Source organism: Klebsiella sp. RCJ4 (assembly GCF_009025755.1).
Taxonomy (GTDB): domain Bacteria; phylum Pseudomonadota; class Gammaproteobacteria; order Enterobacterales; family Enterobacteriaceae; genus Klebsiella; species Klebsiella michiganensis.
This window is the reverse complement of record NZ_WCIN01000004.1, coordinates 214,982-230,611: the sequence shown is the minus strand read 5'-3', so window position 1 is coordinate 230,611 and position 15,630 is coordinate 214,982. Positions and strand designations below refer to the sequence as shown.

Here is a 15,630-nt window from a genome sequence, read left to right as displayed (position 1 = left end):
ATCCATCATGACTCAATACGTTTTTGCACCCCAGGCCCCGATTAGCGTTCCGGTTGTCGGCAGCGATGAGCAGTTCCCGGTGCGCCGCGTTTACTGCGTGGGCCGCAACTACGCCGCTCACGCGCGTGAAATGGGCTTTGACCCGGATCGCGAACCGCCGTTTTTCTTCTGTAAGCCAGCCGATGCGGTGGTGCCCGTCGCTGCGGGAGAGACGCTGGAGTTACCGTATCCGACGCAAACCGACAACTATCACTACGAAATTGAACTGGTGGTGGCGATTGGCAAGCGGGGAAGCGATATCCCGCTGGAGCAGGCCCATGAGTATATCTGGGGCTATGCCACGGGGCTGGATATGACCCGCCGCGATCGCCAGATGGAGATGCGCCAGATGGGCCGTCCGTGGGAGATTGGTAAAGCTTTTGACCTTTCCGCGCCGATTGCGCCGCTGCATAAAGCGGATACGGCGGACGTGAACCAGGCCGGAATTTGGCTGCAGGTAAACGGGGAAGATCATCAGCGCAGCGATATTCGTCACCTGATCTGGTCGGTCAATGAAACCATCAGCTATCTTTCCGGCTTCTTTGAGCTGCAGCCCGGCGATCTGATTTTCACCGGCACGCCGGAAGGCGTCGGCGCGGTGGTGAAAGGCGATGTCATCACCGGCAACGTAGATGGACTGACGCCAATCGCCGTGCGCGTGGTGTGAGGTGAATGATGAAGCTGTACAGTTTTTTCAATAGCTCAGCCTCCTACCGCGTGCGCATCGCGCTGGCGCTGAAAGGCATCGACTACCAGAGCGTGGGCGTCAATATCCGCATCGGTCAGCAGAACGCGCTGGAGTACCGGCGGCTGAATCCGGTTGGCCTGGTGCCAACGTTGATTACTGATGATGGTGAATCTCTCGGCCAGTCGCTGGCGATTGCCGACTGGCTGGATCGGCACTATCCGCAGCCGCTGCTGCTGCCCCAGGAGGACAGCGCGCGGATGCGGGTCCTGGAGATTGTTTACGCCATCGCCTGCGATATTCACCCAATAAACAACATGCGCGTTTTACGCTACCTCAGCGACGAACTGAAGGTGAGCGAAGAGGAGAAAAAGCGCTGGTATGCGCACTGGATCCAGCAGGGATTCAGCGCCGTCGAGCAGCTATTGCGCCACGCGAAATCCGGCGATTTTTGCGTGGGCGATGCGCCCACGCTGGCAGACTGCTGTCTGGTTCCGCAGTGGGCCAACGCGCTGAGAATGGGCTGCGATCTCAGCCACTATCCGCGCTGCCAGGCGGTCTATGACGTCTGCACCCGGCTACCGGCGTTTATCGCCGCCGCGCCGGAAAACCAACAAGATAAGATCCCGGCTTAGGAGGCAACATGGCAAAAGTGATGCGAGCAATTATTGTCGGCGGTGGTATTGGCGGAGCGGCCACGGCGCTCTCTCTGGCGCGCCAGGGCATCAAGGTGATGCTGCTGGAAAAGGCGCATGAAATCGGCGAAATCGGCGCGGGGATCCAGCTTGGCCCTAACGCGTTCTCGGCGCTGGACAGCCTCGGCGTCGGCGCAGTCGCCCGGCAGCGGGCGGTATTTACCGACCATATCACCATGATGGATGCGGTAAGCGGCGAAGAGGTGGTGCATATTGAGACCGGACAGGCGTTCCGCGACCATTTTGGCGGGCCGTATGCGGTGATCCACCGGGTAGACATCCACGCCACCGTCTGGGAGGCGGCGCAGAGTCATCCGGGCGTGGAGTACCGCACCTCGACCCAGGTGGTGGATATCCGCCAGACCGCCGACGACGTGACGGTTTTCGATGACAAAGGCAACAGCTGGACGGCGGATATCCTGATCGGCTGCGACGGCGTGAAGTCGGTGGTGCGCCAGAGCCTGCTGGGCGATACGCCGCGGGTGACCGGCCATGTAGTCTATCGCGCGGTGGTCGACGCCGCCGATATGCCGGACGATTTGCGCATTAACGCGCCGGTGCTGTGGGCCGGTCCGCACTGCCACCTGGTGCATTATCCGCTGCGCGGCGGCAAGCAGTACAATCTGGTGGTGACCTTCCACAGCCGGGAGACAGAAGAGTGGGGCGTGCGCGACGGCAGTAAAGAAGAGGTGCTCTCCTACTTTAAAGGCATTCACCCGCGTCCCCGGCAGATGCTGGATAAGCCGACCTCCTGGCGGCGCTGGTCCACCGCCGACCGCGAGCCGGTAGAGAAATGGGGCAACGACCGCATCACGCTGGTTGGCGATGCCGCTCACCCGGTGGCGCAGTATATGGCCCAGGGGGCCTGTATGGCGCTGGAAGACGCGGTGACGCTGGGTAAAGCCCTGGCGCAGTGCGACGGCGACGCCGCCCGCGCTTTCGCGCTGTATGAGTCGGTACGTATTCCGCGTACCGCGCGGATCGTCTGGTCGACGCGTGAAATGGGGCGGGTCTATCACGCCGCCGGCGTTGAACGCCAGGTACGCAACCTGCTGTGGAAAGGCAAGACCCAGAGCGAGTTTTATCGCGGCATCGAGTGGCTGTACGGCTGGAAAGAGGATAACTGCCTGGAACCACGTTAAGCGGCTGTGCATTTCCCGGGGCGCAGACAGAGGTGACCTTGTAGCCCGGCTAAGCGCAGCGCAAGCCGGGAAGCAGCAGCGCCGCCGCCGGGAAAACCGATCTCGGCCCCTTTCAACCCGCATCCAGAGGCGCTAACATAGCGCCTCTTTTTTCCGGGCAATGAAAAAACAATATGCGTGTATTACTGGCGCCGATGGAAGGCGTGCTCGATTCGCTGGTGCGCGAGCTGCTGACCGAAGTGAATGATTACGATCTCTGCATCACCGAATTCTTGCGCGTGGTGGATCAGCTCCTGCCGGTAAAATCGTTCTACAGACTGTGTCCGGAACTGCATAACAACAGCCTGACGCCGTCCGGCACCCGCGTGCGCGTACAGCTGCTCGGGCAGTATCCGCAGTGGCTGGCGGAAAACGCCGCTCGCGCGGTCGAGCTCGGTTCCTGGGGCGTTGACCTTAACTGCGGCTGCCCGTCAAAGCTGGTGAACGGCAGCGGCGGCGGGGCGACGCTGCTCAAAGATCCCGAGCTTATCTATCGCGGCGCCAAAGCGATGCGCGAGGCGGTTCCCGGCCATCTGCCGGTCACGGTAAAAGTTCGGCTTGGCTGGGACAGCGGCGAGCGGCGGTTTGAAATTGCCGATGCGGTCCAGCAGGCGGGCGCCAGCGAGCTGGTGGTTCACGGCCGCACCAAAGAGGATGGCTATAAAGCGGAGCGCATTGACTGGCAGGCTATTGGCGAAATCCGTCAGCGCCTGACTATCCCGGTGGTGGCCAACGGTGAAATCTGGGACTGGCAAAGCGCCCAGGATTGCCTGGCCGCGACAGGCTGCGATGCGGTGATGATTGGCCGCGGCGCGCTGAACGTTCCAAACCTGAGCCGGGTGATAAAATATAACGAACCGCGTATGCCCTGGCCGCAGGTGGTCGAACTGCTGCAAAAATACACCCGTCTGGAAAAGCAGGGCGACACCGGCCTTTATCACGTCGCGCGGATAAAACAGTGGCTGAGCTATTTGCGTAAAGAGTACCTCGAAGCGGCTGACCTGTTCAGCGCGGTACGCACCCTACAGGATTCAACCAGCATAGCGCGCACGATTAACGACTGGCGTAGCTAAACTATCTGACCGGCATCACATTTTTTAGCTTGTCCCATTGAGATTACCCGGCGGACAGTGAAATACTCACTACCGATTGTTACTGCTCCGGCAGGCAAAACCTGATTTCCTGGCATCCGTCGGGGTCAGGTTTTTTTGTTTTTGGGGTTCATATGCAAATCGCCAAAGTACTTAATAATAATGTAGTGGTGGTTGTTGATGAGCAGCAGCGCGAACAGGTGGTCATGGGCCGAGGACTTGCCTTTCAGAAACGCGTTGGTGACTCTCTTGATGAAAGTAAAATTGAAAAGGTCTTCGCGCTGCAGAGCGATGAACTGGTTGGCCGTTTAGGTGAATTACTCAGTCAGATACCATTAGAAGTGATGACGACCTGCGATCGGATCATCGATCTGGCGCGCGGTCGTCTCGGTAAGTTACAGGATAGTTTGTACATTACCCTGACCGACCACTGCCACTTTGCGATTGAGCGGCAGAAGAAGGGCATCGCCATTCGTAATGTGCTGCTGTGGGAAATAAAGCGGCTGTATCCGAAGGAATTTGAGTTAGGGCAGGAGGCGCGGGCGATCGTCAGCAAACGGCTCGGGGTTGAACTGGCCGAAGATGAAGCGGGTTTTATCGCCCTGCATCTGGTCACGGCGCAGCTCAACAGCGAAATGCCGGAAGTGATGCACGTCACCCGGGTCATGCAGGAGATCCTGCAGCTGGTGAAGTATCAGCTGACGCTGAACTACGACGAAGAGTCGCTGAGCTACCAGCGCTTTGTCACCCATCTCAAGTTTTTCGCCCAGCGCATGCTGACGCGAACGGTGGTCGAAGATGATGATGTGACGCTGCACAGCGCGGTAAAGGATAACTACCCTAAAGCGTGGAAGTGTGCGGAAACCGTCGCCCGGCACCTGCAAAAGAGCTACCAGCGGCCGCTGACGACGGAAGAAATTATGTTTCTCGCCATTCATATTGAGCGGGTGAGAAAAGAGGGACGCTAAGCGCCGATCGGGCCTGGCGCATAGCTCCCGCGCTACAACTGGATTGTTACTGCATTACGCAGGCAAAACCTGAGCGCAACGCCTACACGGCGTTGTTCTCGGGTTTTTTTTATTTTTAATACTCAGTTAACGATGCCTGCGGGCAGCGGAAGTAAGGAAAAACAGCATGGAATATAAAGCACTCGCGCAGGATATTCTCAGCCGGGTTGGTGGCAAAGAGAATATTGTGAGTCTGGTTCACTGCGCAACGCGGCTGCGTTTTAAGCTCAAAGATAGCAAGAAGGCGGATGCCGAAGGACTGAAGGCGAATCCTGGCGTCATCATGGTGGTGGAAAGCGGCGGCCAGTTTCAGGTGGTCATCGGTAACCACGTGCACGATGTCTGGCTGGCGGTGCGCAGCGAAGCCGGGCTGACGGATGACAGCGAGCCGGTGGCGGTGAAAGGCGAAAAAGTGTCGATTATCGGCCAGCTTATCGACGTGGTTTCCGGTATCTTCACCCCGTTTATCGGCGTCCTGGCGGCCTCGGGGATCCTCAAAGGGCTGCTGGCGCTAGCGGTGGTTTGCGGCTGGTTAACGACGCAGCAGGCAACCTACAAAATCTGGTTTGCCGCCAGCGATGCGCTGTTCTTCTTTTTCCCGCTGTTTCTCGGCTATACCGCCGGTAAGAAATTTGGCGGCAACGCCTTTATTACCATGGTGATCGGCGGCGCGTTAACCCACCCGCTGATGATTCAATCTTTTGAAGCCAGTATGGTGCCTGACGCCGCGACGGAGTATTTCCTTGGGATTCCGGTGACCTTTATCAATTACAGTTCATCGGTCATCCCGATTATCCTCGCCTCATGGGTGAGCTGCTGGATTGAGCGGCGCAGCAACGCGATACTGCCCTCGTCGATGAAGAACTTCTTTACCCCGGCGATTTGCCTGGCCGTGGTCGTCCCGCTCACGTTTCTGATTATCGGCCCGGTTGCGACCTGGCTGAGCCAGCAGCTGGCCAACGGCTATCAGCTTATCTATCAGGTTGCGCCCTGGCTTGCCGGCGCGGCGATGGGGGCGCTGTGGCAGGTGTGCGTCATCTTTGGGCTGCACTGGGGCCTGATACCGTTAATGATTAACAACCTTGCCGTGCTTGGCCATGATTCGATGATGCCGATGCTGCTGCCGGCGGTGATGGGGCAGGTTGGCGCCGCGCTGGGGATTTTCCTGCGCACCCGCGATGCGCGGCAAAAAGTGCTGGCGGGCTCGGCGGTATCCGCGGGGATCTTCGGCGTGACCGAGCCGGCGATTTATGGGCTGAATCTGCCGCTCCGCCGTCCGTTTATCTTCGGCTGCGTCGCTGGCGCCATCGGCGGCGCGATTGTCGGCTTTAGCGACAGCCACGTCTATTCTTTCGGTTTCGGTAATATTTTCACCCTGGCGCAGATGATCCCGCCGCAGGGCATTGACGCCACGGTGTGGGGCGGCGCGCTGGGGACGGTTGCCGCTTTAATTATCGCCTGCGCGCTCACGTTAGTCGCCGGGCTGCCGCGCAGCACCGCTGAACAGGCGGCCGTTGTGGTGGCTCCGGCCTCGGAAAACGACATCCTGGCGCCGATGACCGGCAGCGTACTGGCGTTGGATCAGGTTCCCGATAGCACCTTCGCCAGCGGTTTACTTGGCCAGGGCGTGGCGATTATCCCCTCAGTGGGCAAAGTTATTGCGCCGTTCTCGGGCGAGGTCGCCTCGATTTTTCAGACGAAACATGCCATCGGTCTGCTGAGCGATAGCGGAATCGAGCTGCTCATCCACGTGGGCATCGACACCGTCAAGCTCGATGGCGCACCGTTCACCGCCCACGTTAAAGAGGGCGACAAAATCAAAGCGGGCGATCTGCTGCTGGAGTTTGACCGTCAGGCGATTCTGAACGCCGGTTACGATCTGGCGACGCCCATTATTATCAGCAACAGCGACGATTTTCGTGCTCTCGACATCGTATCCGCCAGCGCGGTGGATGCCGGTCAGCCGCTGTTGTCCGTAAGCCGTTAATCACAGGAGAGAGATGAATGAAGACATTCCCACAGGCGTTTTTATGGGGCGGCGCGACCGCGGCAAACCAGGTTGAAGGCGCTTATCTGGAAGACGGGAAGGGATTAACCACTTCTGACGTCCAGCCGCGCGGCGTATTTGGCGACGTCGTAGAACGCGTGCCTGGCGATAGCGGTATAAAAGATGTTGCTATCGATTTTTACCATCGTTATCCGGAGGATATCAGCCTCTTTGCCGAGATGGGCTTTAACTGCCTGCGCGTATCCATTGCCTGGGCGCGTATTTTCCCTGAGGGCGATGAGGCGCAGCCAAACGAAGCCGGGCTGGCCTTTTACGATAAGCTGTTTGATGAAATGGCGAAGCACAATATTACTCCGCTGGTGACCCTGTCCCACTATGAGATGCCGTGGGCGCTGGTGAAAAACTACGGCGGCTGGGGCAATCGCAAAGTCATTGGCTTCTTCGAACGCTACGCCCGTACGGTGTTTGCGCGCTACCAGGCGAAGGTCAAACTGTGGCTGACCTTTAATGAAATCAATATGTCCCTGCACGCGCCGATGACCGGCGTCGGTCTGCCGGCCGACAGCAGCAAAGCTGAAGTCTACCAGGCCATTCATCATCAGCTGGTGGCGAGCGCGCTGGCGGCTAAGGCCTGCCATGACATCGTGCCTGAGGGCAAAATCGGCAACATGCTGCTCGGCGGCCTGATGTATCCGCTGAGCTGCAAACCGGACGATATTTTTGAAACCCTGCAGCAGAACCGCAGCTGGCAGTTCTTTGGCGATGTCCAGTGCCGCGGCGCTTACCCGGGCTATATGCTGCGCTATTTCCGCGACAACGGCATTAGCCTTGAGATCGCCGATGCCGATCGCGAAGCCCTGAAAGAGACCGTCGATTTTATCTCCTTCAGCTACTACATGACCGGCTGCGTGACCGCCGACGAAGAGCTGAACAAAAAATCGCGCGGCAATATTCTCAGCATGGTGCCGAACCCGCACCTGGCAAGCTCGGAGTGGGGCTGGCAGATTGACCCCCTTGGCCTGCGCACGCTGCTGAACGTGCTGTGGGATCGCTATCAGAAGCCGCTGTTTATCGTGGAAAACGGCCTGGGCGCAAAGGATAAGGTGGAAGCCGACGGCAGCATCAACGACGATTACCGGATCAGCTACCTTAACGACCATCTGGTGCAGGCTCGTGAGGCAATAGAGGACGGCGTTGAGCTGATGGGCTACACCAGCTGGGGGCCTATCGACCTGGTGAGCGCGTCGAAGGCGGAGATGTCCAAACGCTATGGCTTTATCTACGTCGATCGCGACGATGAAGGCAACGGCACCCTGGCGCGCAGCCGCAAGAAGAGCTTCTGGTGGTATAAAGAGGTAATCGCCACCAACGGCGGCAGCTTAAAAGAGTAATGCCCTGAGCACGAAGCTAACATCAGCCTTATGGCCCGGATAACTTCCGGGCCTTTTTGCCTATTACGCCGGCTTGCGCGCGCGCAGGAGAAAAATCATCGGCCGCTCTTTTTCTTCATCCAGCGCCGGCTGAGCGGCAATCTGCTCCGCCGTCGGTCCCCACTCATCCAGATGATCGATGATAAAACCGGCGGCGATCAGCTGGTTTATCCAGCTGGAAAGCTTGCGGTGCTGCTTTTTCACCCCGTCGGCAAACCAGTTGCTGATGCGCTCGCCCTCCTGCTGGTAGTGGCTCACCGGCCAACTTTTCTGCCCGTTCTCATCCACCTGCCAGCCCTGACGCGGCGGGGCGGTATAGATGGGATGCTCGGCGGAGAACAGCAGCGTACCGCCGGGCGTTAGCGCCCGGTAAACGGTGGCGAACAGCGGCGCCACGTCGGGCAGATAGTGCAGCGCCAGCGAGCTATAGACCAGCTCGCAGCTATCGGCGGGCAGGGTAAGCGTCTGAAGATCTTCGCAGCGATAGCGGATACCTTCGCCCTCCGTCATTTCGCGGGCGCGCTCCAGCATTCGACTGGAGAGATCCAGCCCGTCCACCTGCGCGGCGCCCCGATCGCGGGCCCAGCGGCAAAACCAGCCGTAGCCGCAGCCAAGATCGACGACCCGTAAACCGGATAATGGCGGAAGCATTTGCTGAAGGGTCGGCCACTCGGGCGCGCCTTCCAGCCCTTTGACTGAACGGTCGAGGGTGGCGTATCCGGCAAAAAAAGCGGGATCGTCATAGATGTTCTGACTCATTGTCACTCCATGAGAAGTTTATTTTTAGTCTGCTAATAGTTACGGCACACGCTTTACTAAACGGCTAGGATGCAAGTAGCTTAATATACCCGACCTTATTTAATCATCTGACCGATTTCATGAACCTGACTTTGAGCATACGCGCGTTGGCTGGCCTGCCACTGGTTATCGCGCTGGCGGGCTGCGCGCCATCGCACGATACTGGCAAGCCGCTCCAGCAGCAAACCCCGGCATCCCACGTCGCAACGGAACTGCCCGCCGCCGTGAAAAACGGCTGGCCGCAGAGCAACTGGTGGCAGGATTACCATGACCCTCAGCTCAATAGCCTGATTCAGCGTGCCTTAGCCAATGCGCCGGACATGCAGATTGCCGAACAGCGCATCAGGCTGGCGGAAGCGCAGGCGCGGATGTCGCAATCCAGCCTGGGGCCGAACCTGGATTTTTCCGCCGATATTGAACGGCAGAAAATGTCCTCCGAGGGGCTGATGGGGCCGTTTGCCACCGATACCGACGGCAATACCGGGCCGTGGTACACCAACGGCACCTTCGGACTGACCGCCGGATGGGATCTGGATCTGTGGGGTAAAAACCGCGCGCTACTCAAAGCGCGCATCGGTGAAGTCAAAGCCCAGGTCGCCGAAGAAGCCCAGACCCGCGAACTGCTGGCCGGCAGCGTCGCCCGCCTTTACTGGCAGTGGCAGACCGAAGCGGCCATTAAAAACGTGCTGACGCAGGTGAAGCGCGAACAGAATAATGTCGTTACCGTGGATACTGCGCTGTATCAACGCGGGATCACCAACTCGGCCGAAGGGGCCGAGAACGATATTAACGTCAGTAAAACCGATCAGCAGCTCGCCGACGTGGCGGGCAATATGAAGGAGATTGAAGCGCGGCTGATGGCGCTGACCAACAGCCAGAGCCAGGCGCTGAATCTTCATCCGGCGGATTTACCCGCCGTCAGCGCGCAAATGCCCAACCAGCTGGGATATGAGCTGCTGGCGCGACGCCCGGACCTGCAGGTCGCGCACTGGTATATCGAGGCTTCATTAAGCGAAGTTGATGCCGCGAAAGCCGCGTTTTATCCGGATATCAACCTGATGGCCTTCCTGCAGCAGGATGCCCTGCATCTCAGCGATCTGTTCCGCCACTCTGCCCAGCAGATGGGCGTCACCGCCGGGCTGACCCTGCCGATCTTTGATAGCGGCCGCCTGAACGCGAATCTGGATATCGCCAGCGCGCAAAATGCCCTGTCGATAGCGAAGTACAACAAAGCGGTGGTCGATGCGGTTAATCAGGTGGCGAAAACCGCCAGCCAGATGGAAACGCTGATGGCGAAAAATCAGCAGCAGCAGCAGGTTGAAAAAGATGCTCAGCGGATGGTCGCGCTGGCGCAGGCGCGGATGAACGCCGGGATTATTTCCGGCTCGCGCGTCAGCCTGGCGAAGCTGCCGGCGCTGCAGGAGCGCGTCACCGCGCTGCGCCTGCACGGCCAGTGGCTTGATGCCAGCATCCAGCTGACCTCCGCGCTGGGCGGCGGGTATCATCAGGCGGCGAAGTAGTTCTGTTTCCCCGGCTCGCGCTGCGCTTGGCCGGGCTACAGGCCCATGCGATCTGTGGGGTTGTCGCCCGGATAAGGCGTTTACGCCGCCATCCGGGAACTCTCGTCACTCTTTCTTCTTTGCCTCGCGGCGCTTTAGCCACCAGTGCGCCGCAACCACCAGCACCACCGCCAGAATCAGCCAGATCCAGTGCTTCAGATGCGCATCCAGATGATGCAGCCACGGGCCAATCGCTTCCCCGCCGAGATAGCCGAGCGTGGTAAAAATTAACGCCCAGATAATCGCGCCGACAATATTCAGCGGCAGAAACACCTTCGGCGGCAGGCGGCTGGCGCCAATCAGCAGCGGGCCGATAACCCGAAAGCCGTACATAAAGCGGGTGCCGATGACAAACAGGTAGGGGCGACGCTGGATCATCCGCTGGGCCTTTTGGATCCGCTTTTTCTGGCGTGCGAATCGCCGCAGAATCCGTCCGCCAAAGCGCCTGCCGAGTAAATAAAGCAGCTGATCGCCAATCATCCCCCCGAGGGCGACCGAGATAACCACCAGCCAGAACTTCAATAATCCCTGATGTGCCGCCACGCCGCCGAGCAGCGTGATGGTTTCGCCTTCCGCCACGCTGCCAATGACCAGCGCCGCGTAGCCGTACTGGGAAATCAGGTTATTGATATCCATATAAAGATTAACTCCATAAAACGTCAGTCCCTTAATCATACACCCTGATGATAAAAATGCGGGGGAAGCGCATTTTTCTCGCTGTACACAAAATAATCTACAAGGTGAATTATACTTGGATCAGTGCTGTACCACGCCGTGACAAGGGGGACGCTATGAACCATGTCTGGGGACTCTTCTCTCATCCTAATCAAGAGATGAGCGTTATTAAAAGCGAAAACGAAACCGTTTCGCATCACTATACGCACCATGTGCTGGTCATGGCGGCGGTTCCGGTTATCTGCGCCTTTATTGGCACCACGCAGCTGGGCTGGAACTTCGGCGACGGCACGGTGGTAAAACTGTCGCTGATGACCGGGCTGGCCCTGGCGGTGCTGTTTTACGCCGTGATGCTCGCCGGGGTTGCGGTGATGGGGCGGGTTATCTGGTGGATGGCGCGAAGCTATCCGCAGCGGCCTTCCCTTAAGCGCTGTATGGTTTTCGCCGGCTATGTCGCCACGCCGCTTTTCCTCAGCGGGCTCGTGGCGCTCTATCCGCTGGTGTGGCTGTGCGCGCTGGTCGGGACCGTCGCGCTGCTTTACACCGGCTATCTCCTGTATCTCGGTATTCCCACGTTCCTGGGGATCAACAAAGAAGAGGGGTTGAGCTTCGCCAGCTCGACTCTGGCGATAGGGGTGCTGGTGCTGGAAGTGCTGTTGGCGATTACCGTTATTCTCTGGGGATACGGATATCGGCTCTTCTGATTTAACTCATTGCCGGCATAAATAGATTTTTATGTCGGCAATGCAGCATTTGTTCACGATTCTTATTAGCCAGCTCGCGTTCTGACAAGGTATGATGATTTTTGCCAGCGGCGTCATCACCCCAGCGCCGCGGCGTACGTTCATAACGTGCAAAAATACTTTTCAGAATGTTCACGATGACCAAATTTCGAGTTTCTTTGCTCAGCCTGACGTTGCTGCTGGCTGTGCCTTTTGCGCCCCAGGCGTTGGCTAAAACCTCCACGGCGGTGACCGCCTCCCAGCCGGATATCGCTTCCGGCAGTGCGATGATCGTCGACCTTGCCAGCAAAAAAATCATCTATGCCAGCCAGCCGGACCTGGTTCGCCCGATGGCGTCGATCACCAAGGTGATGACCGCGATGGTGGTGCTTGATGCCCATCTGCCGCTGGATGAGATGCTGACCGTTGATATCAGCCAGACGCCTGAAATGAAAGGGATCTATTCACGGGTGCGCCTGAACAGCCAAATCAGCCGCCGCAATATGCTGCTGCTGGCGCTGATGTCGTCGGAAAACCGCGCCGCCGCCAGCCTGGCGCACCATTATCCGGGCGGCTATGACGCCTTTATCCGCGCGATGAACGCCAAGGCGCAGGCGCTGGGGATGACCCGCACCCGCTACGTTGAGCCCACCGGTCTGTCGATTCATAACGTCTCTACCGCCCGCGATCTGACTAAGCTGCTGATCGCCAGCGAGCAGTATCCGCTGATTGGCCAGCTGAGCACCACCAAAGAAGATATGGCGACATTCGCCCATCCGGCGTATACGCTGCCGTTCCGCAATACCAACCATCTGGTCTACCGCGATAACTGGAATATTCAGCTGACCAAAACCGGCTTTACTAACGCGGCGGGCCACTGCCTGATTATGCGTACGGTGATTAATCAGCGCCCGGTGGCGCTGGTGGTGATGGATGCGTTTGGCAAATATACCCACTTCGCCGACGCCAGCCGCCTGAGAACGTGGATTGAAACGGGAAAAGTGATGCCGGTTCCGGCTTCCGCGCTCAGCTATAAAAAGCAGCGTGAAGCGCAGATGGCCGATGCGATGCTGAAAGGCGGCGCGCAGACCGCGCAGAACGATTAACCCCCATTTCCCCGGATTACGGCGTAAACGCCTTATCCGGGCTACCGAACCGCGCTGTACCGTAGCCCGGCTAAGCGCAGCGCGAGCCGGGGGGTTACTCCGGCAGCGTCCAGTCGCCATCGCCGAGCGGGCGCTGCATAATCAAGGTATCCCGCCAGTCGCCCATCTTATAGCCGACGCTGCGCAGCTGACCCGCCACGCTAAAACCGAACTTTCTATGAATCGCAATCGACCCGGCGTTACTGTGGCCGTCGCCGATAATCGCCAGCATTTGTCGCCACGGTCCCTGTTCGCATTTCTCAATTAACCGGGAGAGCAGGGCGCTGCCGATACCGCGTCCGCCCATTCCCGCCTCAACGTAAATCGACTCTTCCAGGGTGTAGCGGTAGGCCGGACGCGGGCGGTAAAAGGTGGCGTAGCAGTAGCCGACGATGGTGCCGCGCCACAGGGCAACCAGCCACGGCAGCCCGCTATCGCGCACGGTTTTGATTCGCTTGCGCATCTCATCCACGGTTGGCGGGATCTCTTCAAAAGAGGCGCGTCCATTGAGCACGTGCCAGACGTACAGCGCGGCGATAGCGTGGGCGTCATCGGGCAGCGCTTCGCGGATCTCTAAGTCAGCGTCGTGTAGCTTATCCACTGCGGACATGATGGATTAATTCCTTAAACGGGTTTGCCGGAGAGGAAATTTCTCCGGCGTGCAGCGTAATACAGAAGCCCCGCGGCTGAACAGTCCCCCGTGCGGATTATTGCGGTTCGGTCGCGCTCGTCGGTTTATCCTGCGCTTCGCCCCAGTATTTTTGCTTACTGGTTTTGCCAATCCCCGGGTTCATGCTGTTGGTGGGATCGTTTTCGCGATAGAAGCGTTTTAAGCTTTCCGGCGCTTCATACAGATGGCCGACGTTATGCTCGGCCGGATATTGGGCGCCCCGCTCCTTCAGCAGCACCAGCATTTTCTCTTTCAGTTCGTGGGCATCGACGCCTTTTTTCACGATGTAATCCTGATGGAAAACGTGGCACATAAAGTGGCCGTAATAGAGCTTATGCACCAGCTGGCTATCGATATCGGCGGGAAGATGCTCAAACCATTCGGTGTCGTTACGGCGCAGGGCGATGTCCAGCGCCAGAATATCTTCCACCTCATCGGCGTGAACCGCCTGGTAGCGGATCGCCGCACCCGCGGCGGCAAAGCGGTGCAGGAAGGCTTTGCTGCCTTCTTCTGCGGTGCAGACGAAGAAATCCCCTTCGGCATTCTGGAAATATTCCCCGAGCCAGGCCTGAGCCTCTTCGATGCCGTCGCCCGCCATTTTCAGCAGCAGGTGGTGTTCGTATTTATCGCGCCAGGTTTTCATTCGCTCCGGCAGGTGCGACGGGAAGACGTGACCCAGCTTTTGCATAAAGCGGTCGGTGAAGTGCGGCTTAAACAGCGACACTTTCTCCAGCATCGCGTCGGTGCGGCCCTTCATGGTAAAGAAGAACGGCATTTTATCGGTGCCGAGCTTGTCGATCATCAGGAAGGTGTCTTTCCCGTACTGCTCGGCGATGTCGTAAATATCGCGGTGCATGTACTCGCCCGCCACCGGCAGATGGTTGAACTCGGCGAGAATATGGCGGCGAATTTCGGTCAGCACGTCCGGGCGGTTGGTGCCGATGTAGAACACCTGCTGGCGTTTTTCCGCCGGGAAGGTATCGAGGCGCACGGCGAACACCGCCAGCTTGCCGGCGCAGCCCGAGGATTCAAACAGGCGGTCCGGGTCGGCGTTGTAGCGCGCCGGGGTATCGGCATTCACGTCGCGCACGCGGGTGACGTAATCATGATCGTGGGCGTGGCGACCGTCGTGGCGGACATCTTCATCTTTAACCCGTTCGTCGTCGAGGCGGCTGAGGATTTGCTCCGGCGTGGTGCCGAGGTCAATGCCGAGGTGGTTCACCAGCGTCAGCTTGCCGTTTTCATCAATTTGCGCGTACAGCGACATTTCGGTGTACGCCGGGCCGCGCTGTACCAGCGAGCCGCCGGAGTTGTTGCAGATCCCGCCGACCACCGATGCCCCGATACAGGATGAACCAATGACCGAGTGCGGTTCGCGACCCAGCGGCTTCAGCGCTTTTTCCAGCGAATAGAGCGTCGTGCCGGGATAAGCCAGCACCTGCGCGCCTTTATCCAGCAGATGCAGTTTATCCAGGCGCAGAGTGCTGATAATGACGATATCGCGGTCATAATCGTTACCGTTCGGCGTTGAGCCTTCGGTCAGGCCGGTGTTGGCCGCCTGCATCAGAATGATTTTATCGGCGTTGACGCAGGCGTTCAGCACGCGCCACAGCTCCAGCAGGGTACCGGGAAAGACCACCGCCAGCGCGTCGCCCTGGCCGGAGCGAAAGCCTTTACGGTAGCGCTGGGTTTTAGCCGGGTCGGTGAGCAGATGGGACGAGCCGACCAGACGGGCGAGTTCAGCCAGAAAAGCGTTGTTATAGGTTGTTGCAGATGACATGTTCCACTCCTTGTGGTGGTACAAAATTATCAAAAATAAGAATAGCGCTTTGTATGACAATTTGATGCATCAATGTTTCGAAAAATCAGAGAACAACGCGCGCTTTATTCAGGCGTCTCGTTTATGTTTATGGCAGACTTCGATT

At 58.5% G+C, this 15,630-nt stretch carries 13 protein-coding genes and 1 pseudogene; 10 read left to right on the top strand and 4 right to left on the bottom strand.

Going from position 1 to position 15,630, the window contains the following annotated elements; genetic code table 11:
• The first annotated feature begins 7 nt into the window (after positions 1-7).
• From F8562_RS02070 to ascB, 7 genes and pseudogenes are all read left to right on the top strand, one after another.
• Positions 8-706, top strand: coding sequence for a fumarylacetoacetate hydrolase family protein (locus F8562_RS02070; RefSeq protein WP_014230148.1), 699 nt, complete (start codon positions 8-10; stop codon positions 704-706).
• 8 nt (positions 707-714) lie between these two features.
• The gene (gene maiA / locus F8562_RS02065) at positions 715-1,359 is read left to right on the top strand and encodes a maleylacetoacetate isomerase (protein WP_014230147.1); all 645 of its coding nucleotides are present in this window, start codon (positions 715-717) and stop codon (positions 1,357-1,359) included.
• A gap of 8 nt (positions 1,360-1,367) precedes the next feature.
• Complete coding sequence (locus F8562_RS02060) at positions 1,368-2,561, top strand: 3-hydroxybenzoate 6-monooxygenase (protein WP_014839052.1); 1,194 nt, start codon at positions 1,368-1,370, stop codon at positions 2,559-2,561.
• A 173-nt stretch (positions 2,562-2,734) separates the two neighbouring features.
• Entirely contained in the window at positions 2,735-3,673 is a 939-nt protein-coding gene (gene dusC / locus F8562_RS02055; protein ID WP_014230145.1) for a tRNA dihydrouridine(16) synthase DusC, read from the top strand.
• A gap of 152 nt (positions 3,674-3,825) precedes the next feature.
• On the top strand, positions 3,826-4,659 hold the full coding sequence (gene bglG / locus F8562_RS02050) for a transcriptional antiterminator BglG (protein ID WP_004122830.1): 834 nt from the start codon (positions 3,826-3,828) through the stop codon (positions 4,657-4,659).
• A 53-nt stretch (positions 4,660-4,712) separates the two neighbouring features.
• Positions 4,713-6,685, top strand: a pseudogene (gene bglF, locus F8562_RS02045) (PTS beta-glucoside transporter subunit IIABC).
• A gap of 17 nt (positions 6,686-6,702) precedes the next feature.
• The gene (gene ascB / locus F8562_RS02040) at positions 6,703-8,097 is read left to right on the top strand and encodes a 6-phospho-beta-glucosidase (RefSeq protein ID WP_014230142.1); all 1,395 of its coding nucleotides are present in this window, start codon (positions 6,703-6,705) and stop codon (positions 8,095-8,097) included.
• Between the two features lie 63 nt (positions 8,098-8,160).
• On the opposite strand, the gene F8562_RS02035 is transcribed toward ascB, so the two are convergent.
• Positions 8,161-8,895 (bottom strand): class I SAM-dependent methyltransferase, encoded by a 735-nt coding sequence (locus F8562_RS02035; protein WP_014230141.1) that lies wholly within the window; start codon positions 8,893-8,895, stop codon positions 8,161-8,163.
• Between the two features lie 119 nt (positions 8,896-9,014).
• On the opposite strand from F8562_RS02035, the gene mdtQ reads away from it, so the two are divergent.
• Positions 9,015-10,454 (top strand): multidrug resistance outer membrane protein MdtQ, encoded by a 1,440-nt coding sequence (gene mdtQ, locus F8562_RS02030; RefSeq protein ID WP_014839050.1) that lies wholly within the window; start codon positions 9,015-9,017, stop codon positions 10,452-10,454.
• A gap of 105 nt (positions 10,455-10,559) precedes the next feature.
• Here mdtQ and F8562_RS02025 read toward each other — a convergent pair whose 3' ends face one another.
• Positions 10,560-11,129, bottom strand: a complete 570-nt coding sequence (locus F8562_RS02025; protein ID WP_014230139.1) for a DedA family protein — start codon at positions 11,127-11,129, stop codon at positions 10,560-10,562.
• Positions 11,130-11,284: 155 nt separating this feature from the next.
• Here F8562_RS02025 and F8562_RS02020 point away from each other — a divergent pair, with 155 nt between their 5' ends.
• The gene (locus F8562_RS02020) at positions 11,285-11,872 is read left to right on the top strand and encodes a Yip1 family protein (protein ID WP_004122818.1); all 588 of its coding nucleotides are present in this window, start codon (positions 11,285-11,287) and stop codon (positions 11,870-11,872) included.
• A gap of 176 nt (positions 11,873-12,048) precedes the next feature.
• Positions 12,049-12,996, top strand: a complete 948-nt coding sequence (gene pbpG / locus F8562_RS02015; protein ID WP_014230138.1) for a D-alanyl-D-alanine endopeptidase — start codon at positions 12,049-12,051, stop codon at positions 12,994-12,996.
• A gap of 94 nt (positions 12,997-13,090) precedes the next feature.
• Here pbpG and F8562_RS02010 read toward each other — a convergent pair whose 3' ends face one another.
• The gene (locus tag F8562_RS02010) at positions 13,091-13,645 is read right to left on the bottom strand and encodes a GNAT family N-acetyltransferase (RefSeq protein ID WP_014839047.1); all 555 of its coding nucleotides are present in this window, start codon (positions 13,643-13,645) and stop codon (positions 13,091-13,093) included.
• A gap of 97 nt (positions 13,646-13,742) precedes the next feature.
• A complete protein-coding gene (gene dld, locus F8562_RS02005) occupies positions 13,743-15,485 on the bottom strand; it encodes a D-lactate dehydrogenase (protein ID WP_014839046.1) in 1,743 nt (580 codons plus the stop codon).
• Between the last annotated feature and the right edge of the window lie 145 nt (positions 15,486-15,630).